The following is a 15,873-nucleotide window of genomic DNA, read 5'->3' as shown; positions in this document are numbered from 1 at the left end:
AGCAAGTAAACCAAGTGAAGTAGCAAGGAGCACAACCGATGACCACAAGACGCAACTTTATCAAGGGCGCTGCCATCGCCGCGCCGGCCGCCGCCCTGGCGACGCCGGCGATCGCCCAGTCCACCATCAAGTGGCGCATGCAGACTTACGCCGGCGCGGCGCTCGCCGAACATGTCGTGAAGCCCGCCATCGACACATTCAACAAGATTGCCGGCGAAAGAATGCAGATCGAGCTGTTCTTCGCCGACCAGCTGGTCCCCACCGGCGAGCTGTTCCAGGCCATGCAGCGCGGCACCATCGACGCCGTGCAGTCGGACGACGATTCCATGGCGTCGCCCACCGAGGTCACCGTTTTCGGCGGCTACTTCCCGTTCGGATGCCGCTATTCGCTCGATGTGCCGGTTCTCTTCAACCAGTACGGCCTGAAGGAGATCTGGGAAGGCGAATATGCCAAGGTCGGCGTCAAGCACATCTCCGCCGGCGCCTGGGATCCGTGCCACTTCGCCACCAAGGACCCGATCAATTCACTGGCCGACCTGAAGGGCAAGAGGGTCTTCACCTTCCCGACCGCCGGCCGCTTCCTGTCGCAGTTCGGCGTCATCCCGGTGACGCTGCCCTGGGAAGACATCGAGGTCGCGGTTCAGACCGGCGAGCTCGACGGCATCGCCTGGTCGGGCATCACCGAGGACTACACGGTGGGCTGGGCCGATGTGACCGATTACTTCCTGACCAACAACATCTCCGGCGCGTGGATCGGGCATTTCTTTGCCAATATGGAACGCTGGAACGAACTGCCGGACGACCTGCAGGCAATGCTGATGGTGTGCATGGAACAGAGCCACTATTACCGTCAGTGGTGGTACTGGGGCGGCGAAGCCAATCTGCGTGTCAACGGCACGAAGATGAAGCTGACATCCATTCCGGATGCTGAATGGGCGCAGGTCGAGGCCGCCGCCGTGACCTTCTGGGATGAGATCGCGGCTGAATCGCCGACCAAGGCCAGGATCGTCGAGATCTTCCGCCAGTATAATGCCGACATGCAGAAGGCCGGGCGCCCCTATCGTTACACCTGATCTGCGGTAAGGTTGAAAAACAGGCGGGGCGCGCATGTGCCCCGTCGCCATGTTTGAAGAATTGAGAAAGACCGACCCATGTCAGGCCCATTGAGCTTTGAAGACTTGAAAGAACTGGCGGCAAGCGGCGCCATCGACACCGTGCTGGTGTGCCTGGTGGACATGCAGGGCCGGCTGATGGGCAAGCGCTTCCACATCTCCAGCTTCCTGGAAAGCGGATTTGAGGAAACCCATTGCTGCAACTACCTGCTGGCGACGGACCTCGAAATGGCGACGCCCGACGGCTACGCCGCCGCAAGCTGGCGCGAAGGCTATGGCGACTATGTAATGAAGCCGGACCTTTCGACCCTGCGGCTGATGCCGTGGCTGGAAGGCACCGCAATGGTGTTATGCGATATTCTCGACCATCACACATATGAGCCGGTGCCGCATGCACCAAGGCAGATCCTGAAGGAACAGGTCAAGCGCGCCGAAGAGGCCGGCCTGACGCCGATGATGGCGACCGAACTTGAATTCTTCCTGTTCGAGAAGCCGCTCGATGAGTTGCGCCGCGAGGGCTACCGCGATCTGACGCCGATCAGCGGCTATAACGAGGACTACCACATCCTCCAGACGACCAAGGAAGAACATGTGATGCGCCCGCTGCGCAACCATCTGGCGGCGGCGGGTATTCCAGTTGAAAACTCAAAAGGCGAGGCCGAGGCAGGGCAGGAAGAACTGAATATCCGCTATTCAAACGCGCTCGCCTGCGCCGATCACCACACCATTGCCAAACACGCCACAAAGGAGATCGCCTGGCAGCAGGGCCATTCGGCAACCTTTCTGCCGAAATGGCATCACGACCGGGTCGGCAGCGCCAGCCACGTGCACATGTCTCTCTGGGCCGACGGCCGGAACGTATTTCATGATGCGGATGGCGAACATGGTATGTCGGCGACGATGAAACACTTCCTCGCCGGTCTCATTGCCTATGCGTCCGACTGCACCTTTTTCTTCGCGCCCTATGTCAACTCCTACAAGCGCTTCGCCAAGGGCACATTCGCGCCGACCAAAACCGCCTGGTCCGTCGACAATCGCACCGCAGGCTTTCGCCTGTGCGGCGCCGACACGTCGGCGGTGCGCGTCGAGTGCCGGATTCCGGGCTCGGACATGAACCCCTATCTGGCACAGGCGGCGCTGATCGCCGCGGGTCTGAAGGGCCTGGAGGAAAAGCTCGACCTCGCGCCGGCCGCCGCCGGCGACATGTATGACAACGAGACCGTGCCGGATATCCCGAATACGCTGCGCACCGCGACGCAAAGCCTGCGCAATTCCAAAATGCTGCGTGATGCCATGGGCGATTATGTGGTCGACCACTACACGCGCTGCGCCGAATGGGAGCAGGAGGAGTTCGACCGCATCGTCACTGATTGGGAAATCGCCCGCGGCTTTGAAAAGGCCTGACCGAAATGTCGAAAACGATCCGATGCATCTCCCCGATTGACGGCACCCTTTATGCCGAGCGAACGCCGTTGACGCCGGGCGAAGCGCGTTCCGTTGTCGAGAAGGCGAAGGCGGCGCAGGCCGACTGGGTGTCTCGCCCGATGGCCGAGCGCATTGGCTGCGTGATGAAGGCCGTCGCCTTTATCGGCGAGACGACCGACCGCATGGTTGACGAGCTCGCCCATCAGATGGGGCGGCCGATACGCTATGGCGGCGAATTCGGCGGTTTCGAGGAACGCGCCCATTACATGGCGTCCATCGCCGAAGAAGCGCTCGCCCCGATCATCGTCGAGGATTCGGACGCTTTCCTGCGCAAGATCGAACGCGAGCCGCACGGGACGGTGCTGGTCGTCGCCCCCTGGAACTATCCCTATATGACGGCGATCAACACCGTCGCCCCGGCGCTGATCGCCGGTAATACGGTGGTTCTCAAACATGCCTCGCAGACCATTCTGGTCGGGGAGCATCTTGCCGACGCCTTCAAGGCCGCCGGCGCGCCGGAAGGCGTCTTCACCAATGTCGCCCTTGATCACGACACGACGTCGATGCTGATCGCCGAGGGTAGTTTCGGCTTCGTCAATTTCACCGGATCGGTCGGTGGCGGCAAGGCGATGGAGCGGGCGGCTGCGGGAACGTTCACGATCGTCTCCACGGAGCTCGGCGGCAAGGATCCCGGCTATGTGCGCGCCGATGCGGATCTGGACGCCGCTGTGGACACACTGATCGACGGCGCAATGTTCAATTCCGGCCAGTGCTGCTGCGGGATCGAGCGCATCTATGTTCATGAAAGCCGTTATGAGGCCTTCGTTGAAAAGGCGGTGGCGCTGGTTCAAACCTATCGGCTCGGCAACCCGCTGGAGAAGGACACGACCATCGGCCCGATGGCCAATCTGCGCTTTGCCGATGAGGTCAGGGCGCAGATAGACGAAGCCGTTGCCGCAGGCGCGGTCGCGCATATTGCAAAGATGGAGCAGGATGATGGCGGCACCTATCTGACCCCGCAGATCCTGACCGATGTCGACCATTCCATGCGCATCATGCGCGACGAGACCTTCGGCCCCGCCGTCGGCATCATGCCGGTCAAGGATGATGACGAGGCGGTTCGGCTGATGAATGACAGTCCGTTCGGCCTGACCTGTTCGCTGTGGACAAACGATACGCAAAAGGCGCTGGACATCGGCCGCCGGCTCGAAACCGGCACGGTGTTTATGAACCGGTGCGATTATCTCGACCCGGCCCTGTGCTGGACCGGCTGCAAGGACACCGGCCGCGGCGGCGGTCTGTCCGTCATCGGCTTTCACAATCTGACGCGGCCCAAATCCTACCATTTGAAGAAGATCGACCCATGACGCTCACCGCAAACTGGACCTATCCGACCTCTGTCCGCTTCGGTGCCGGGCGCATCGCCGAGATCGGCGAAGCCTGCGCGGCCGCCGGGCTGAAGAAACCGCTGCTGGTGACCGATCGCGGGCTTGCGGATATGGACATCACAAAACGCACGCTGGCTCTGATGGGGGAGGCCGGGCTCGGCTCGGCCATCTTTGCCGATGTCGATCCCAATCCGACGGACGGCAATGTCGAGGAGGGTGTCCGGTTCTTCCGCGACGGCGGCTTCGACGGCGTGATTGCCTTCGGCGGCGGGTCCGGGCTCGATCTTGCCAAGGTCGTCGCCTTCATGGCCGGGCAGACCCGTCCGATATGGGATTTCGAGGATATCGGCGACTGGTGGACACGGGCCGATGCCGATGCCATCGCGCCGATCGTCGCCGTCCCGACCACGGCGGGAACCGGTTCGGAAGTCGGCCGTGCCGGCATCATCACCAATTCGCAGAGCCATGAAAAGAAGATCATCTTCCATCCGAAGATGCTGCCCGGCGTCGTCATTGCCGATCCTGAACTGACCGTCGGCATGCCGAAATTCATCACGGCGGGAACCGGGCTTGATGCCTTTGCCCATTGTGTCGAGGCCTATTCCTCGCCGCACTATCATCCGATGAGCCAGGGCATCGCGCTCGAAGGCATGCGTCTTGTGAAGGACTATCTGCCGCGCGCTTACGAAGACGGCAGCGATCTCGAGGCGCGCGCCCAGATGATGAGCGCGGCGGCGATGGGGGCAACGGCCTTCCAGAAGGGTCTTGGCGCCATCCATGCGCTCAGCCATCCGATCGGCGCGCTGTATCACACGCATCATGGCACAACCAACGCCGTATGCATGCCCGCGGTCCTGAAATTCAACGCCAGCGCCATTCGCGGCGCCTTTGATCGGGCAGCCGCCTATCTCGGCATCGATGGCGGCTTTGACGGCTTTTGCGATTTTGTCGATCGCTTCAACGCGTCCTTCGCCATTCCCGAAAGGCTGACGGACCTGGGCGTCAAGAATCCCGATCTCGATGCCCTCACCGAAGCGGCGCTCCGCGACCCGTGCACCGGCGGCAACCCCGTCGAGATGACGAAGGAAAACACCCGCGCGCTCTTTGAGGCAATTGTTTAGACCGCTTCGGCTGATGCGGAATTCGATTGTGTGGATTGCCGGACCGAGACGGTTGCGGTGGTCACCGTGTCCCCGGTGGTCCGCCGCTTGACCGCAAGGCTGCACCGGATGGTCCGTGGTCCCGATTCGTCCACATCGGCGATCTCGCCGAGGATCTCGTAGTCCTCGCAGATCGGAGCCGTTGCCGTATTTCTGAATTTTAACCCGGTGATTTCCGTCGCGGGCTCAAATGAACGGGTGACGGCTTCCAGGCACCAGTTTCCCATGAGGAATCCGGGTACGATGATATCCTCGATACCCTGACCTTTGGTGAACTCACGGTCGTAGTGATAGCGGTGGAAATTCCGGATGGCGGCGCAAAACCGTACGACATCGACCTCGTTCGGCTGCTTGACAAGCAAGGCAAGCCGATCGCCGGGCTCGGCGCTCGCAAAGCACAGCGGATCGTCAGAATAATATTTGCTCATAGCGTTCGCGTACCTTCAGGCTGTCCTTTGCGTCACGATATTCCGTGACCCACTCGGCAACGACAAAGTCCCTCCTGCGTCCCTTCTTTTCCGTAAGGGAGGCAAGTGTTCGGGTACCGTGCAGCCGGTCACCGAGTGTGAGCGGTTCGAGCCACTCCATCTCGACGCCGCCGCCCATGGTCTGGCCTTTGCCGATCAGCGGCCTCAGCTCCTCTACGGTGCCGTCTTCTGCAAAGTCCTTTGAGGGCGCGAAGGGTCGGGTGACCGCATAATAGAGCATCGGAGGCACTGGAATGTCCGGATCTGCCTCCCCGCCCGTGTTCGGCAGGCTATAGAGCGGATTGTCGTCACCTGAAGCCGCGATGAAGCTGCGTGCATCGCTCAGTGAAATCGGATCGCTCGTGAATTCGAACGAACGGCCGACCCACTCCAGCATCTCCGGCGTCAGCAGGCTCATTTGCCTTTCCTCGCCGAGCCAAAGACCGGGTTTCGCTTTTCCGTGAAGGCGGCGAGGCCTTCTTTTATGTCCTCGCCGTGGCCGGCTGCCATTGCCAGCCAGTATTCCATGGCATCCGAGGCTTCGACGCCCTGGAACAGCGACTGTTGTGCGATGCGCTTGTAGGATTTGACCGAGAACCGGGACATGGCGGCGATGTCCTGTGCCATTGCGATGGACACATCGACGAGCCGCTCCCGCGAAACCACCGCATTCACAAATCCGAAATGTTCCGCACGGTCGGCGGTCAGCGGCCGGCCGGTCATGATCATCTCGTTGGCGATGGCCGGTGGAACGATGCGCGGCAGCCGGGACGACTGCCCGGCGATCGGCACGACGCCGAGCCGCCCGCCGGGGACTGCGAAACTTGCCTGTGGCGTGGCAAGCCGCAGATCGCTGGCAAGTGCGAGACAGAAGCCTCCGGCATAGGCTGAACCGTTGACGGCCGCGATGACCGGTTTGGGGCACTCCCGGGGCAACAGGAACGCCTTCATATGCTCCTCCTCATAGAGGTGGCCGAGATCGCCGTCCGGAATGTCCCTTATGTCATGACCTGCGCAAAAGGCCTTGTCTCCGGCCCCGGTGACAATGATGACGGCGATAGCGTCGTCCCGTTCGAAATCGATAAATCCGGCAATCAGCTGTTCGACCATGGCGGCGGAAAGGGCGTTGCGTTTTTGCGGCCGGTCGATCGTGATCAGGCCTATGCCGTCACCGGGTTCGCTGCAGGTGATCTTGCCTTCCATAACTGCTCCTTCCTAGGTTCCAGCGAGCATCGTATCGCGCAGCGCCAGCAGGGCTTTTCTGTTGATTTTGCCGGCGGCGTTTCGCGGTATCTCGCTGATCAGAAAAAACTCGGCAGGAATCTTCGGCGGCGCGAGGTGCTGACGGCAATGCTGTGTCAGAATGTCCTCGAACCGCTCCGACGGAAGTGTCTCCCGCGGCACGATAAAGGCGCTGATGATTTGCCCCAGGACGGAATCCTCAGGGCCGGCGACAGCGACATCGCCGACGTCGGCGTGCCTCGAAAGGGCATTCTCGACCTCCAGCGGTGATATGTTCAATCCGCCGCGAATGATCAATTCGGAGGTGCGGCCGGACACATGGACATAGCCGTCCGCATCCATCTTGCCCTTGTCCTCGGAGTAGATCCAGCCATCGCGGACCCGCTTGGCGGTTTTTGACGGGTCTCCCAGATATTCCAGCATCTGGGTCGGACCGCGCATGGCGATCTCACCGGTTTCACCGATTGGAAGCACTTCGCCATCCGCTCCGCGGATGGTGATCTCGAAGTCGGGACTGACCCTGCCGGCCGAGCCGCTTCGGTGCGGCTCCCCGGCGCGCTCGACCGCTGCTCCGGGTATTTCCGTCATGCCGTAATTGCAGATGACGGTGGTGCCCGCAAAGTCGTTAAACCGGTCTATGACCGCCTCGGAAATCGGCGCCGAGGCGGAGTACACCATCCGCAATGACGAGCAATCGTACCGGTCCTTTTCCGCAAAGTTCAACATCATGACGATCATGGCTGGAACGAACGCCGCCGTCGTGATCTTGTGTCGGTCGATCGCCTGAAGTGCGCGTTCGGGAGTGAATCGTTCGATCAGGACCAGAGTGGAGCCTGCATAGACTGCGGAACCCGCGCTGAAGATAAGGCCGTAGATCGTGAAAAAGGGCAGGGAGCCCAGCACCACGTCCTGGTCTGAAAGCCTCCAGGTTTTCAAAAGCGTCTCGTGCAGCGCCAGCATCGCCTCACGGCTGTGGACAATGGCCTTTGGCCGGCTGGTCGTGCCGGAGCTGAAAAGGATCATGCCCGTTTCAGCTCTGTGAGTGACGGTGGCGCTCGGCGGAGACGAAGCGTCTTCAGAAACAGATTTCCAGACATGAACCGCATCGGCGGCCGGCGATGAGAGGCGGAATTGCGCGACACCCTCAGGTGGAAGATCAGGATCCGATACGCGCGGGCTGGCCAGGAGGTGCACGGCACCGCTGACCTTGACATAGTGTTCGATGTCCGCCGCTGTTCCGGTCGGATCCCCTACGACAATAACCGCGCCGATTGCGTGTAGCGCCCAGTAGGCAATAACCGATTCAACACGTACGTCGAACAGGACGAGCACGGCATCGCCCGCTGAAATCCCGTCGGCTTTGAATTGCCCGATCTGAATTTCGATGGCGCGCTTCAGCTCGGCATAGGTGAGCGCCTTGCTGTCATCGACCAGGGCGCGTTGGCCGGGCCTTTCCGCCGCGTGGCGCCATATCGGCGCCAGGAGCGACGGCAATTCCGTTGTGCCCGACGGATCGCCGGTGTGTGTCGATCGGTTCATGATCCGCCCCATCAATTCTGACAATTCGCCCTGTAACGCTCATAGACCATGCGTGCGGCCGCTATGTCCTGCACGGCAATGCCCACGGATTTGAACACCGTGGTTTTGTTCCGGTCGATGTGGGTTTTGCCGCTGATCACTTCGCCGGCCTCGGCGTGGATCGTCGCGCCGGAATGAATAACATCGCCGGCTTCCTCCAGGACGGACTTGCGGCAATCGACAATGACCGTGTTCGCCATCACGGCATCGTCCAGTTCCCGCCAATCATGCCTTGGGGAGCCGACGGAATTGACGTGGCATCCCTCCTTGAGCCATCTGCCTTCCAGCAGAGGTTCCCGGGAATTGGTGGAACACACGATGATATCGGCATCCCGCACAGCCGCCTCGATTGTCGGAACATGGCGCGCGCCATGAGCCCCGGCGAAGGCGCGTGCGTTGTCCTCGGTCCGGCTCCACACGGTGATTTCCTCAAAATCATACACCGTGGAGAGCGCCGCCACATGGGCCCGCCCCTGAACGCCGGCGCCGATGATGGCGAGCGATTTGCTGTCTTCCGGAGCAACGAGTTTCGTTAGGGCCGCAGAATTGGCCGCCGTCCGCATTTCGGTTATCAGTCGGCCATCCATGAACGCCAGCGGCTGTCCGGTGTCGGTATCGAAGAGTGCGATCACACCCATATGGGTGTGAAATTGCGTGCCTGCATTCTTGGGATAGAACGCCACCAGCTTGGCGCCCATGCCGTCGGAAGCGGCAACCGGCATGATGGCGAGGTAGCGCTGATTTTCCTCCACCGGAAGCATCTGACGAAGCGGCTGTATCACCCGGCCCCCGGACGCCTCGACCATGGCCTTCGCCATCAGGGCGATGAGCGAGGGATAATCGAGATACTCGGCAACCTCCCGTTCCGACAGATAGGGAATGTCCGTCACGTTCTCCTCCATTTTGCACGCCGTCGCTTTCCATCCGGCTCCGGATAGCCCGGTTCAGTCATCTTCGATGTTGCCGAGATAGGCGAGCCGAACGCGCTCATCCTCCCAGATCGTGTCGGAAGGCGCGTCGAAATCATTGCTCCCCATGCTCATGACATAGGTTCTGGCGGATATCTCCAGAACCCCGTGCACATCCTGTTCGACGATCAGCACTGACGTATCGATGCGTTCCGGCAGACCGACGATGTTCTCATACATTTCGCTGGTGGCGATCGGTGAAAGCCCGGCCGAAGGCTCATCCAGAAGAACGAGTTTTGGAGAGGTCATCAGAGCCATCGCAAGTGCCAGGGTCTGGCGCTCGCCACCGCTCATGGTGCCCGCGGCCTGGTTCTTGCGCTCCTTGAACTTGGGGAACAGGTCGATCATGCTTTCAATCTGCTCATCGCGCTCTTTTGCACTGAGCAGATAGCCGCCCAACTGCAGGTTTTCGGTCACCGTCATGGCCGAAAAAACATTGGCGAGCTGGGGCACATATCCGATCCCGGCCGACACGATCTGGCTGGTCTCCATGCCGGTCATATCCTGCGAGGCAAGGATTATCTTGCCCCGCGACCAGTCCGTCAGTCCCATAATCGAGCGAAGGACCGTTGATTTGCCGCAGCCGTTGGGTCCGATAACCGAGACGATCTCCTGCTCGCCGACATGAAGATTGACGCCATGCAGGATCTCAAGCGAACCGTACCCGGATTCAAGGTCCAGGACATCAAGCACTTTGCTGACGTTTGCCAAGATAGACCTCCAGAACCTTCGGATCGTTGTGAATCATGTCCGGCGTGCCGGTCACCAGATTCATGCCGGCATCAAGCACCACCACCTCGTCGCAGACACTGCTGATGAAATGCATATTGTGTTCGATGATGAGAAAGGACTTTCCTCTTTCCTTGCGGATGGTCCCGATCATGCCGACGAACTGCTCCACCAGTTCGGGGTGGACGCCTGCCGCCGGCTCGTCGAGCAGGATGACATCGGGATTGCGGATCAGGACCAGTGCGATCGTCAGCAGGCGCTGCTGCCCGCCGGACAGGACCTGTGCATAGTCGTTTTCAAGATGGGACAGATTCACGGTTGCCAGCAAATCGCGCGCCCGTTCCAAAAGTGCGGGTTCGCGTTGCGCAAAGGCCCCGCTTCTGAACAATGCCGAGGTCAGGCTTTCCTCGCGCGCCGTCTGCGCGCCCAGGAACATGTTTTCCAGCAACGTCATGCGGCGGGCGATCTTGGTGATCTGGAATGTGCGCATCATGCCGAGATTGGCAATGCTGGAAGGGGAGTGGCCGGTAATGTCCCGGTCTTTGAACCTGACCGTTCCCCGGTCGGGTTTGATCGACCCGGCGATGCAGTTGAGGGCGGTGGACTTGCCGGAGCCGTTCGGCCCGATAAGTCCGACGATCTGGCCTTCGTTCACGGTCAGGTTCACATCCTGCAGCGCCTTCACGCCGCTGAAGGATTTGGACAGGTCGGAAACTTCGAGGACATGCCGGTCGACCATTCTCAGAACACTTTCTTCTGTTCGGGCATGATCCCGTTCGGCCGGACAACGACAATAGCCGTGATCAGGATGCCTATGAGACCCAGTCTGATGCTGGCAATGGTCTGGGCGGACAGCTCGACATAGTCGCCGACGAAACGGGTGCTGTTGTAAAGCAGCACGATGACCAGCGCCCCGAGTATGCCGCCCTTCAGATTTCCCTTTCCGCCCATGATGACCGCCGCCCAGATGATGAATGTGACGATCGGTTCAAAGGCCGCCGGATTGAGATAGGTGGTGAAGTGGGCGTAGAGAGCGCCGGCAAGGCCCGTCAGCGCCGCGCCGACGGCCATGGTGCGAAGTTTCAGGGACGGCACGTCCTTGCCGAGCGATTCCGCATAATCCTCGTCCTCGCGGATGACCTTGATGACCCGACCGTAAGGGGACGTGATCAACGCCCGGCAAATAAGGTAGCAAAGGACAAGGGTCACCATCGTCAGGGCGAAGAAGAATGTCGAATACCAGTCCGCGGGAACAAGACCTCCCAGCGGCTGCGGAATGTCGCCCAGCCCGAACGTACCGCCGGTGGCCCATTCCTCGTTCTGGATGACGACCCGGACGAGCTCGGCGATGGAGATGGTCACGATCGCCCAGTAATGGACCGAAAGGTTCATTGTCGGCAGGGCGATCAGGGCGCCGGCAATCGTTGAGACAATGACCGCCAGGAGAATGGAAACGAAGACCGGGACGCCAGCGAGGGATAGAAGCGCCGATGCGTAGGCGCCGATGGCGAAAAAGGCGACAAGGCCGAAATTGAGCAGGCCGGAAAAACCGTATTGCAGGTTCAGCGCCAGCGCCATGATGGCGTAGATGCCGATAATCGTGCCGAGAAACAGCGAAAGTTCGAGCATGGCGTCAGTCCCCTTCCGAGCCCTTCATGATGCCCTTCGGCATGATGATCAAAATGATGATGAGAGCCACGAACGAGACGGCGAATTTGTAGCCGCTCGGCAGATAGAGGGAACCGTCAAGACCGAACGGTCTGAGCACGAACCCCCAATCGATGGTCAGGGACGCATTTTCCAGAAATGCGATGATGAATGAGCCGATCACCGCGCCGTAAACATTGCCGATACCGCCGAGGATCGTTGCGGCGAACACGATCAAGATGATGTGCAGGCCCATTTCGGGCGTCAGCTGGGTATCCATCGCGATCAGCGTGCCGCCGAGCGCCGCATAGCTGCCGACAATGAACCAGATCCATCTGATCGTTCTTTCGACCGAGATCCCGCGCGCCTTGGCCAGGTCCATATTATCCGACATGGCACGCATGGCGCGGCCGAGTTGCGTATGGTTCAGGAGGAAATAGAAGAAAGCCATCGCGGTGAACGAGACGCACACGATGATGATCTGGGTTTGGGTGATCACCGCCTCGCCGATGAAATAGAGGCGCTCTACCTCGTCGGAATAGGTGAGGCCCTCAACGCCCCACACGCCCGAGATAACCGCGCGGTAGAGGATCGACAGGCCAAGCGACGCAATGAGCAGCACCACGCCCGGCGACATTCGGATGCGGCTGAACACCGCGACATCGCCGCCAAGGGCGACAAGTCCGCCGAGCCCCGCACCGAGGGCGGCCGCCACCCAGATATTGAAACCGAACACGGCGACAAAGACATAGGTGAAATAGGCCCCCAGTGCCGCCAGTTCCCCATGCATGAAATTGGCAAAACGCAGCAGTGAGAACAGCATTGTCACGCCGATCGCCAGCGAGGCGATCTCGGAACCACGAATCAGCGTGTTGATAAGGATTTGTTCCAGCATCGCAGGTGCCCGCAGCAGCCCCGTCTGATCGCCCGGCCACTGCGGCCGGGCGAGACGGGAGGAGTTATTCCAGGTTCGAGAAGAGCCGTTGCTCTACTCGGGAACGTAGTCGGTAAGGGAACCGTCCTTGTAAATCCGGCGCCCGTAACGCTGGCTCACCTGAATACCGTCATCGTCGACCGAAAAGTCGGACTTGGTGACGCCGCGGTAGACTTCCATGGCCTTGGGAATGGCCTTCTGAATGGCTTGCGGTTCCATGGAGTTGGCAAAATTGAGCGCGAGCGCGGCCACCCAGACCGAATCGTAGCCGACGGACGTGAACCAGTCGAGTTCGATATCCTTGCCGGTTGTTGCGGCGATCTGCTCGATGATGCTGTCATAACGGGTACCGGGTTCGGCGGCGATGTCCAGCCCCTTTATGCCTTCGCAGATTTCAGGAATGCACTTCGACGTTCCGGCGCTGACATAGGTCTGGTACCAGGAGCCCTTCACGCGCTCCAGGACACCCAGTTCAAAACTCTGCTTGAGGATCACCCGGGCTGTGTCGCCGAACGCAACCGCGATGACGGCATCGGGCTTGGCCCTGACCAGACGCTGCAGCTCCGCGCGATAGTCGGTTTTTGCCGGCTCGAGCGCAAGATCCGCGGCGATCTCAACGCCGAGATCCTTCAGCCCGCCCTCGATAGCGCGCGCCATGCCGACGCCGAATGGGTCGTTCATATAGACCAGGGCGACCGATTTGGGTTCCACGTCTTCCACGACGAATTCAGCCATTTTGACGCCGAGCACATCATTTGTCGCCAGCATGGTGAAGAGGCCGTCACCGATCTCGCGCTGCGCCTGCGCGGTTGCGGCGATGGTGATCTGGTTCATGCCCTTGCTGACGGTGTATTTGCCCGTCGGGATCGTGACCGATGACGAGATGTCGCCCAGGACCAGCGGCACCTTGTTGACGTCGATCAGTTTCCTGACGGCTTCGACAGCAGGCTGCGGCTTCGATTCCGTATCCTCGATAATGAGCTTGAGTTCCTTGCCGCCGAGTACGCCGCCAAGATCATTGATTTCTGCAAGTGCGGCATTGGCGCCTGCCAGTGTCTTTGCCCCGTTTGATGCGTTAGGGCCGCTCAATGGCAGTAAAACGCCGATTTCGGCTGCATCCTGCGCCTTGGCGACACCCATGAGGGACAGTGCCACGACAGACGCCAGCGCCATTTTGGTCAGGTTCTTCATAGATATGCTCCCAGTTTTTCCCACTCTGTTGCGTCCGGTCGCGGGCGTCAGGTGGTTTACGTTTTTTGTCATAAATGTCTTCTGTGATAAAAATAAGCAGTCATGACTGTTTTGGAAATAAATCGATCCTGTGCGTGTGTCCACCGGTGTGGATAACCGACCTCCTGCTGGTCAGAAAGCAGAGAGAATCATAAATAGTCCATGCGCGTTGACCAGCCCTTCGCCCGGCTCGAGATCATCACAAAAGGATCCCCATGAGCGACACATTGGTGAGACGAAACAAAAACGCGATCCGTTCCGCGCGGACGCGCGAACGTGTTTTGCGGGCGGCGATCGACTGCATCTATGAGAGGGGGCTTCAGAATACCTCGACCGTGGACATCACGGAGCGGGCCGGCATTTCCCGCGGAGCGATGCTGCATCACTACCCGTCGAGGGAAGATCTGCTGTGTGCGGCCTATGAGGTGCTCCTGGAGGAGGAGGTGGGCAAGTTGAGGGAGGCGGCCGGCGGCTATACGAAGAGCCAGCTGACGGTCGAGGAATTTATCGATCAACTCTGGTCACGCTTCTCGCTGCGCTCATTTTCCGTCACCCTCGATTATCTGACCGCGGCGCGGACCGACCCCGGTCTGATGAAGCGGGTCAAACAGGCACGAAAACAGTACGATGAAGCGCTTGCCGAGATATGGAGCCGTTTTTTTGCCGATTGCGGTCTGGGTGAGCGGGACATCGAACTGCAGCTGAAACTGACGGTCAGTCTCTTCCGCGGCATGTCCCTTCAGCTTTTCATGCAGCCGGACCGCGCCGAACTGGACGAAATGGTTACCGAATGGAAATCCCATCTCAAGGAACTCCTGACCGGTTGAACGGCTCCTACGCCGTTGCCTGCACGACCGTCACGGTCGCCTCCGCGCTTGTGGACTGTGGACAGCCCGGATGGTGACCGCCAGAGTGAACCGGATGGGAAAGCACCGATTCGGGGGACATCATGCGGGATCTGCGCATCTGCTTCATGGGCGACAGCTATATCAACGGATCCGGGGATGAAGGCTGTCTTGGCTGGATCGGCCGATTGTGCGAGCGCCGGTTCACGCGGGAGGTCCGCCTGACCTTCTACGACCTCGGCATCCGTGGGGCGACCACCGATGAAATCCGCGGCCGCTGGAAGCAGGAGTGCAAGGCGCGCTTTCCGGACGGCGCCGACAATCGGGTCGTCCTGCAGTTCGGCATCAACGATGTCGCGGTCATCACCGGTGCGGGACGGCGTGTCGAGGAAGAGGCCTCGCTCGCCAACGCTGAGGCCATCGTCAGCGATTGCGCCGGCCTCTATCCCACCCTTTGGGTTGGCATCCCGCCGGCCAATGTCGCCTGTTCCCCCATGCATCCGAGCGAGGGGATGGAAATTGATTTTTCCCAGAAGACGGCCATCGCCCTTAATCGTCGCTACATCGCTTTGTCTGAGAAACTCGGCGTGCCCTATCTCGACATCCAGACACCGCTCCTTGCGAACGAAGATTATATGCAGAGCCTGACAAAGGGCGACCGGATGCATTGCGACGGATCGGGCTACGCCATCACCGCCGGTCTCATCGACAACTGGCCTGCCTGGTCCGACTGGTTTGAGGCCTGACGGGCCGCGAAGCGACCGATCCGGCCGCCGAGCACGGGCACAGATCATTCAAGGCGTGCCTATGTGAACTTCGTTGCCGCGATTTCGAAGACCGAACCGCGAGCCGACAGGACAGGGCCGCAATGAGCTTGAACGGGGCCGCTCAGACCCGCAGGCCGAGCCGGTTCGATTCGCCCGGAATGCGCATCTTCGCCGACAGCGTGAACTGGTAGCAGCCGAAAAGCAGGATGAAGATCGTGGAGATCAGCTTGAAATAGGCCCAGACATCTTCCGAATAGCCGAGCCGGAAAATTTCATTCAGCACCGCGAGCGCCACGAACAGCAGGCCCCAGCGCAGCGACAGGATCCGCCACGCCTCGTCGGTGATCGCAAACACGCGCTCGAAAAGATATTTCAGGACCG

General features: G+C 60.3%; 17 protein-coding genes. 6 read left to right on the top strand and 11 right to left on the bottom strand.

The features are described from left to right. The first annotated feature begins 38 nt into the window (after positions 1-38). The 4 genes from AC5E6N_RS03375 to AC5E6N_RS03360 all read left to right on the top strand — a co-directional run bounded on the left by AC5E6N_RS03375 (position 39) and on the right by AC5E6N_RS03360 (position 5,046). Positions 39-1,073, top strand: a complete 1,035-nt coding sequence (locus AC5E6N_RS03375; RefSeq protein WP_491691486.1) for a TRAP transporter substrate-binding protein — start codon at positions 39-41, stop codon at positions 1,071-1,073. 78 nt (positions 1,074-1,151) lie between these two features. Continuing rightward, positions 1,152-2,516, top strand: coding sequence for a glutamine synthetase family protein (locus AC5E6N_RS03370; RefSeq protein ID WP_491746494.1), 1,365 nt, complete (start codon positions 1,152-1,154; stop codon positions 2,514-2,516). 5 nt (positions 2,517-2,521) lie between these two features. Further along, positions 2,522-3,904, top strand: a complete 1,383-nt coding sequence (locus AC5E6N_RS03365) for an aldehyde dehydrogenase family protein (protein WP_491746493.1) — start codon at positions 2,522-2,524, stop codon at positions 3,902-3,904. Then, positions 3,901-5,046, top strand: coding sequence for an iron-containing alcohol dehydrogenase (locus AC5E6N_RS03360; protein WP_491746492.1), 1,146 nt, complete (start codon positions 3,901-3,903; stop codon positions 5,044-5,046). Before AC5E6N_RS03365 ends, AC5E6N_RS03360 begins: the two co-directional genes overlap by 4 nt. On the opposite strand, the gene AC5E6N_RS03355 is transcribed toward AC5E6N_RS03360, so the two are convergent. From AC5E6N_RS03355 to AC5E6N_RS03310, 10 genes are all read right to left on the bottom strand, one after another. Beyond that, positions 5,043-5,513, bottom strand: a complete 471-nt coding sequence (locus AC5E6N_RS03355) for a hotdog family protein (RefSeq protein WP_491746491.1) — start codon at positions 5,511-5,513, stop codon at positions 5,043-5,045. The two genes, AC5E6N_RS03360 and AC5E6N_RS03355, sit on opposite strands and share 4 nt — an antisense overlap. Continuing rightward, entirely contained in the window at positions 5,494-5,970 is a 477-nt protein-coding gene (locus AC5E6N_RS03350; protein WP_491746490.1) for an FAS1-like dehydratase domain-containing protein, read from the bottom strand. The genes AC5E6N_RS03355 and AC5E6N_RS03350 overlap by 20 nt, the downstream gene beginning before the upstream one ends. After that, entirely contained in the window at positions 5,967-6,755 is a 789-nt protein-coding gene (locus AC5E6N_RS03345; RefSeq protein ID WP_491746489.1) for an enoyl-CoA hydratase/isomerase family protein, read from the bottom strand. Before AC5E6N_RS03345 ends, AC5E6N_RS03350 begins: the two co-directional genes overlap by 4 nt. A 12-nt stretch (positions 6,756-6,767) precedes the next feature. Continuing rightward, positions 6,768-8,333, bottom strand: a complete 1,566-nt coding sequence (locus AC5E6N_RS03340; protein WP_491746488.1) for a class I adenylate-forming enzyme family protein — start codon at positions 8,331-8,333, stop codon at positions 6,768-6,770. Positions 8,334-8,344: 11 nt separating this feature from the next. Continuing rightward, entirely contained in the window at positions 8,345-9,274 is a 930-nt protein-coding gene (locus tag AC5E6N_RS03335) for an ornithine cyclodeaminase family protein (protein WP_491746487.1), read from the bottom strand. Positions 9,275-9,316: 42 nt separating this feature from the next. Next, on the bottom strand, positions 9,317-10,051 hold the full coding sequence (locus tag AC5E6N_RS03330; RefSeq protein WP_491746486.1) for an ABC transporter ATP-binding protein: 735 nt from the start codon (positions 10,049-10,051) through the stop codon (positions 9,317-9,319). Then, on the bottom strand, positions 10,026-10,808 hold the full coding sequence (locus tag AC5E6N_RS03325) for an ABC transporter ATP-binding protein (protein WP_491746485.1): 783 nt from the start codon (positions 10,806-10,808) through the stop codon (positions 10,026-10,028). Before AC5E6N_RS03325 ends, AC5E6N_RS03330 begins: the two co-directional genes overlap by 26 nt. Before the next feature lie 2 nt (positions 10,809-10,810). Further along, complete coding sequence (locus AC5E6N_RS03320) at positions 10,811-11,698, bottom strand: branched-chain amino acid ABC transporter permease (RefSeq protein ID WP_491746484.1); 888 nt, start codon at positions 11,696-11,698, stop codon at positions 10,811-10,813. A gap of 4 nt (positions 11,699-11,702) precedes the next feature. Next, positions 11,703-12,611 carry a branched-chain amino acid ABC transporter permease gene (locus AC5E6N_RS03315; RefSeq protein WP_491746483.1) on the bottom strand — a complete coding sequence of 303 codons (909 nt, stop codon included), beginning with the start codon at positions 12,609-12,611 and terminating at the stop codon, positions 11,703-11,705. A 93-nt stretch (positions 12,612-12,704) separates the two neighbouring features. Next, a complete protein-coding gene (locus tag AC5E6N_RS03310) occupies positions 12,705-13,841 on the bottom strand; it encodes an ABC transporter substrate-binding protein (protein WP_491746482.1) in 1,137 nt (378 codons plus the stop codon). A 254-nt stretch (positions 13,842-14,095) separates the two neighbouring features. On the opposite strand from AC5E6N_RS03310, the gene AC5E6N_RS03305 reads away from it, so the two are divergent. Both AC5E6N_RS03305 and AC5E6N_RS03300 read left to right on the top strand, forming a co-directional pair. Beyond that, complete coding sequence (locus AC5E6N_RS03305; RefSeq protein ID WP_491746481.1) at positions 14,096-14,707, top strand: TetR/AcrR family transcriptional regulator; 612 nt, start codon at positions 14,096-14,098, stop codon at positions 14,705-14,707. A gap of 122 nt (positions 14,708-14,829) precedes the next feature. After that, positions 14,830-15,471, top strand: coding sequence for a GDSL-type esterase/lipase family protein (locus AC5E6N_RS03300; RefSeq protein ID WP_491746480.1), 642 nt, complete (start codon positions 14,830-14,832; stop codon positions 15,469-15,471). Positions 15,472-15,613: 142 nt separating this feature from the next. Here AC5E6N_RS03300 and AC5E6N_RS03295 read toward each other — a convergent pair. Beyond that, the coding region (locus tag AC5E6N_RS03295) for a septation protein IspZ (protein ID WP_491746479.1) at positions 15,614-15,873 on the bottom strand (260 nt) is incomplete at its 5' end.

The sequence above is a fragment of the Hoeflea sp. genome, from assembly GCF_984452065.1.
This window is presented reverse-complemented; position numbering and strand designations above follow the sequence as displayed.

Excerpts from the sequence above, each read along its gene's own strand:
- AC5E6N_RS03345 (WP_491746489.1), bottom strand. The coding sequence starts at position 6,755 with ATGGAAGGCAAGATCACCTGCAGCGAACCCGGTGACGGCATAGGCCTG.
- AC5E6N_RS03310 (WP_491746482.1), bottom strand. The coding sequence starts at position 13,841 with ATGAAGAACCTGACCAAAATGGCGCTGGCGTCTGTCGTGGCACTGTCC.
- AC5E6N_RS03320 (WP_491746484.1), bottom strand. The coding sequence starts at position 11,698 with ATGCTCGAACTTTCGCTGTTTCTCGGCACGATTATCGGCATCTACGCC.
- AC5E6N_RS03305 (WP_491746481.1), top strand. The coding sequence starts at position 14,096 with ATGAGCGACACATTGGTGAGACGAAACAAAAACGCGATCCGTTCCGCG.
- AC5E6N_RS03325 (WP_491746485.1), bottom strand. The coding sequence starts at position 10,808 with ATGGTCGACCGGCATGTCCTCGAAGTTTCCGACCTGTCCAAATCCTTC.
- AC5E6N_RS03340 (WP_491746488.1), bottom strand. The coding sequence starts at position 8,333 with ATGAACCGATCGACACACACCGGCGATCCGTCGGGCACAACGGAATTG.
- AC5E6N_RS03370 (WP_491746494.1), top strand. The coding sequence starts at position 1,152 with ATGTCAGGCCCATTGAGCTTTGAAGACTTGAAAGAACTGGCGGCAAGC.
- AC5E6N_RS03315 (WP_491746483.1), bottom strand. The coding sequence starts at position 12,611 with ATGCTGGAACAAATCCTTATCAACACGCTGATTCGTGGTTCCGAGATC.
- AC5E6N_RS03335 (WP_491746487.1), bottom strand. The coding sequence starts at position 9,274 with ATGGAGGAGAACGTGACGGACATTCCCTATCTGTCGGAACGGGAGGTT.
- AC5E6N_RS03350 (WP_491746490.1), bottom strand. The coding sequence starts at position 5,970 with ATGAGCCTGCTGACGCCGGAGATGCTGGAGTGGGTCGGCCGTTCGTTC.
- AC5E6N_RS03300 (WP_491746480.1), top strand. The coding sequence starts at position 14,830 with ATGCGGGATCTGCGCATCTGCTTCATGGGCGACAGCTATATCAACGGA.
- AC5E6N_RS03355 (WP_491746491.1), bottom strand. The coding sequence starts at position 5,513 with ATGAGCAAATATTATTCTGACGATCCGCTGTGCTTTGCGAGCGCCGAG.
- AC5E6N_RS03375 (WP_491691486.1), top strand. The coding sequence starts at position 39 with ATGACCACAAGACGCAACTTTATCAAGGGCGCTGCCATCGCCGCGCCG.
- AC5E6N_RS03360 (WP_491746492.1), top strand. The coding sequence starts at position 3,901 with ATGACGCTCACCGCAAACTGGACCTATCCGACCTCTGTCCGCTTCGGT.
- AC5E6N_RS03365 (WP_491746493.1), top strand. The coding sequence starts at position 2,522 with ATGTCGAAAACGATCCGATGCATCTCCCCGATTGACGGCACCCTTTAT.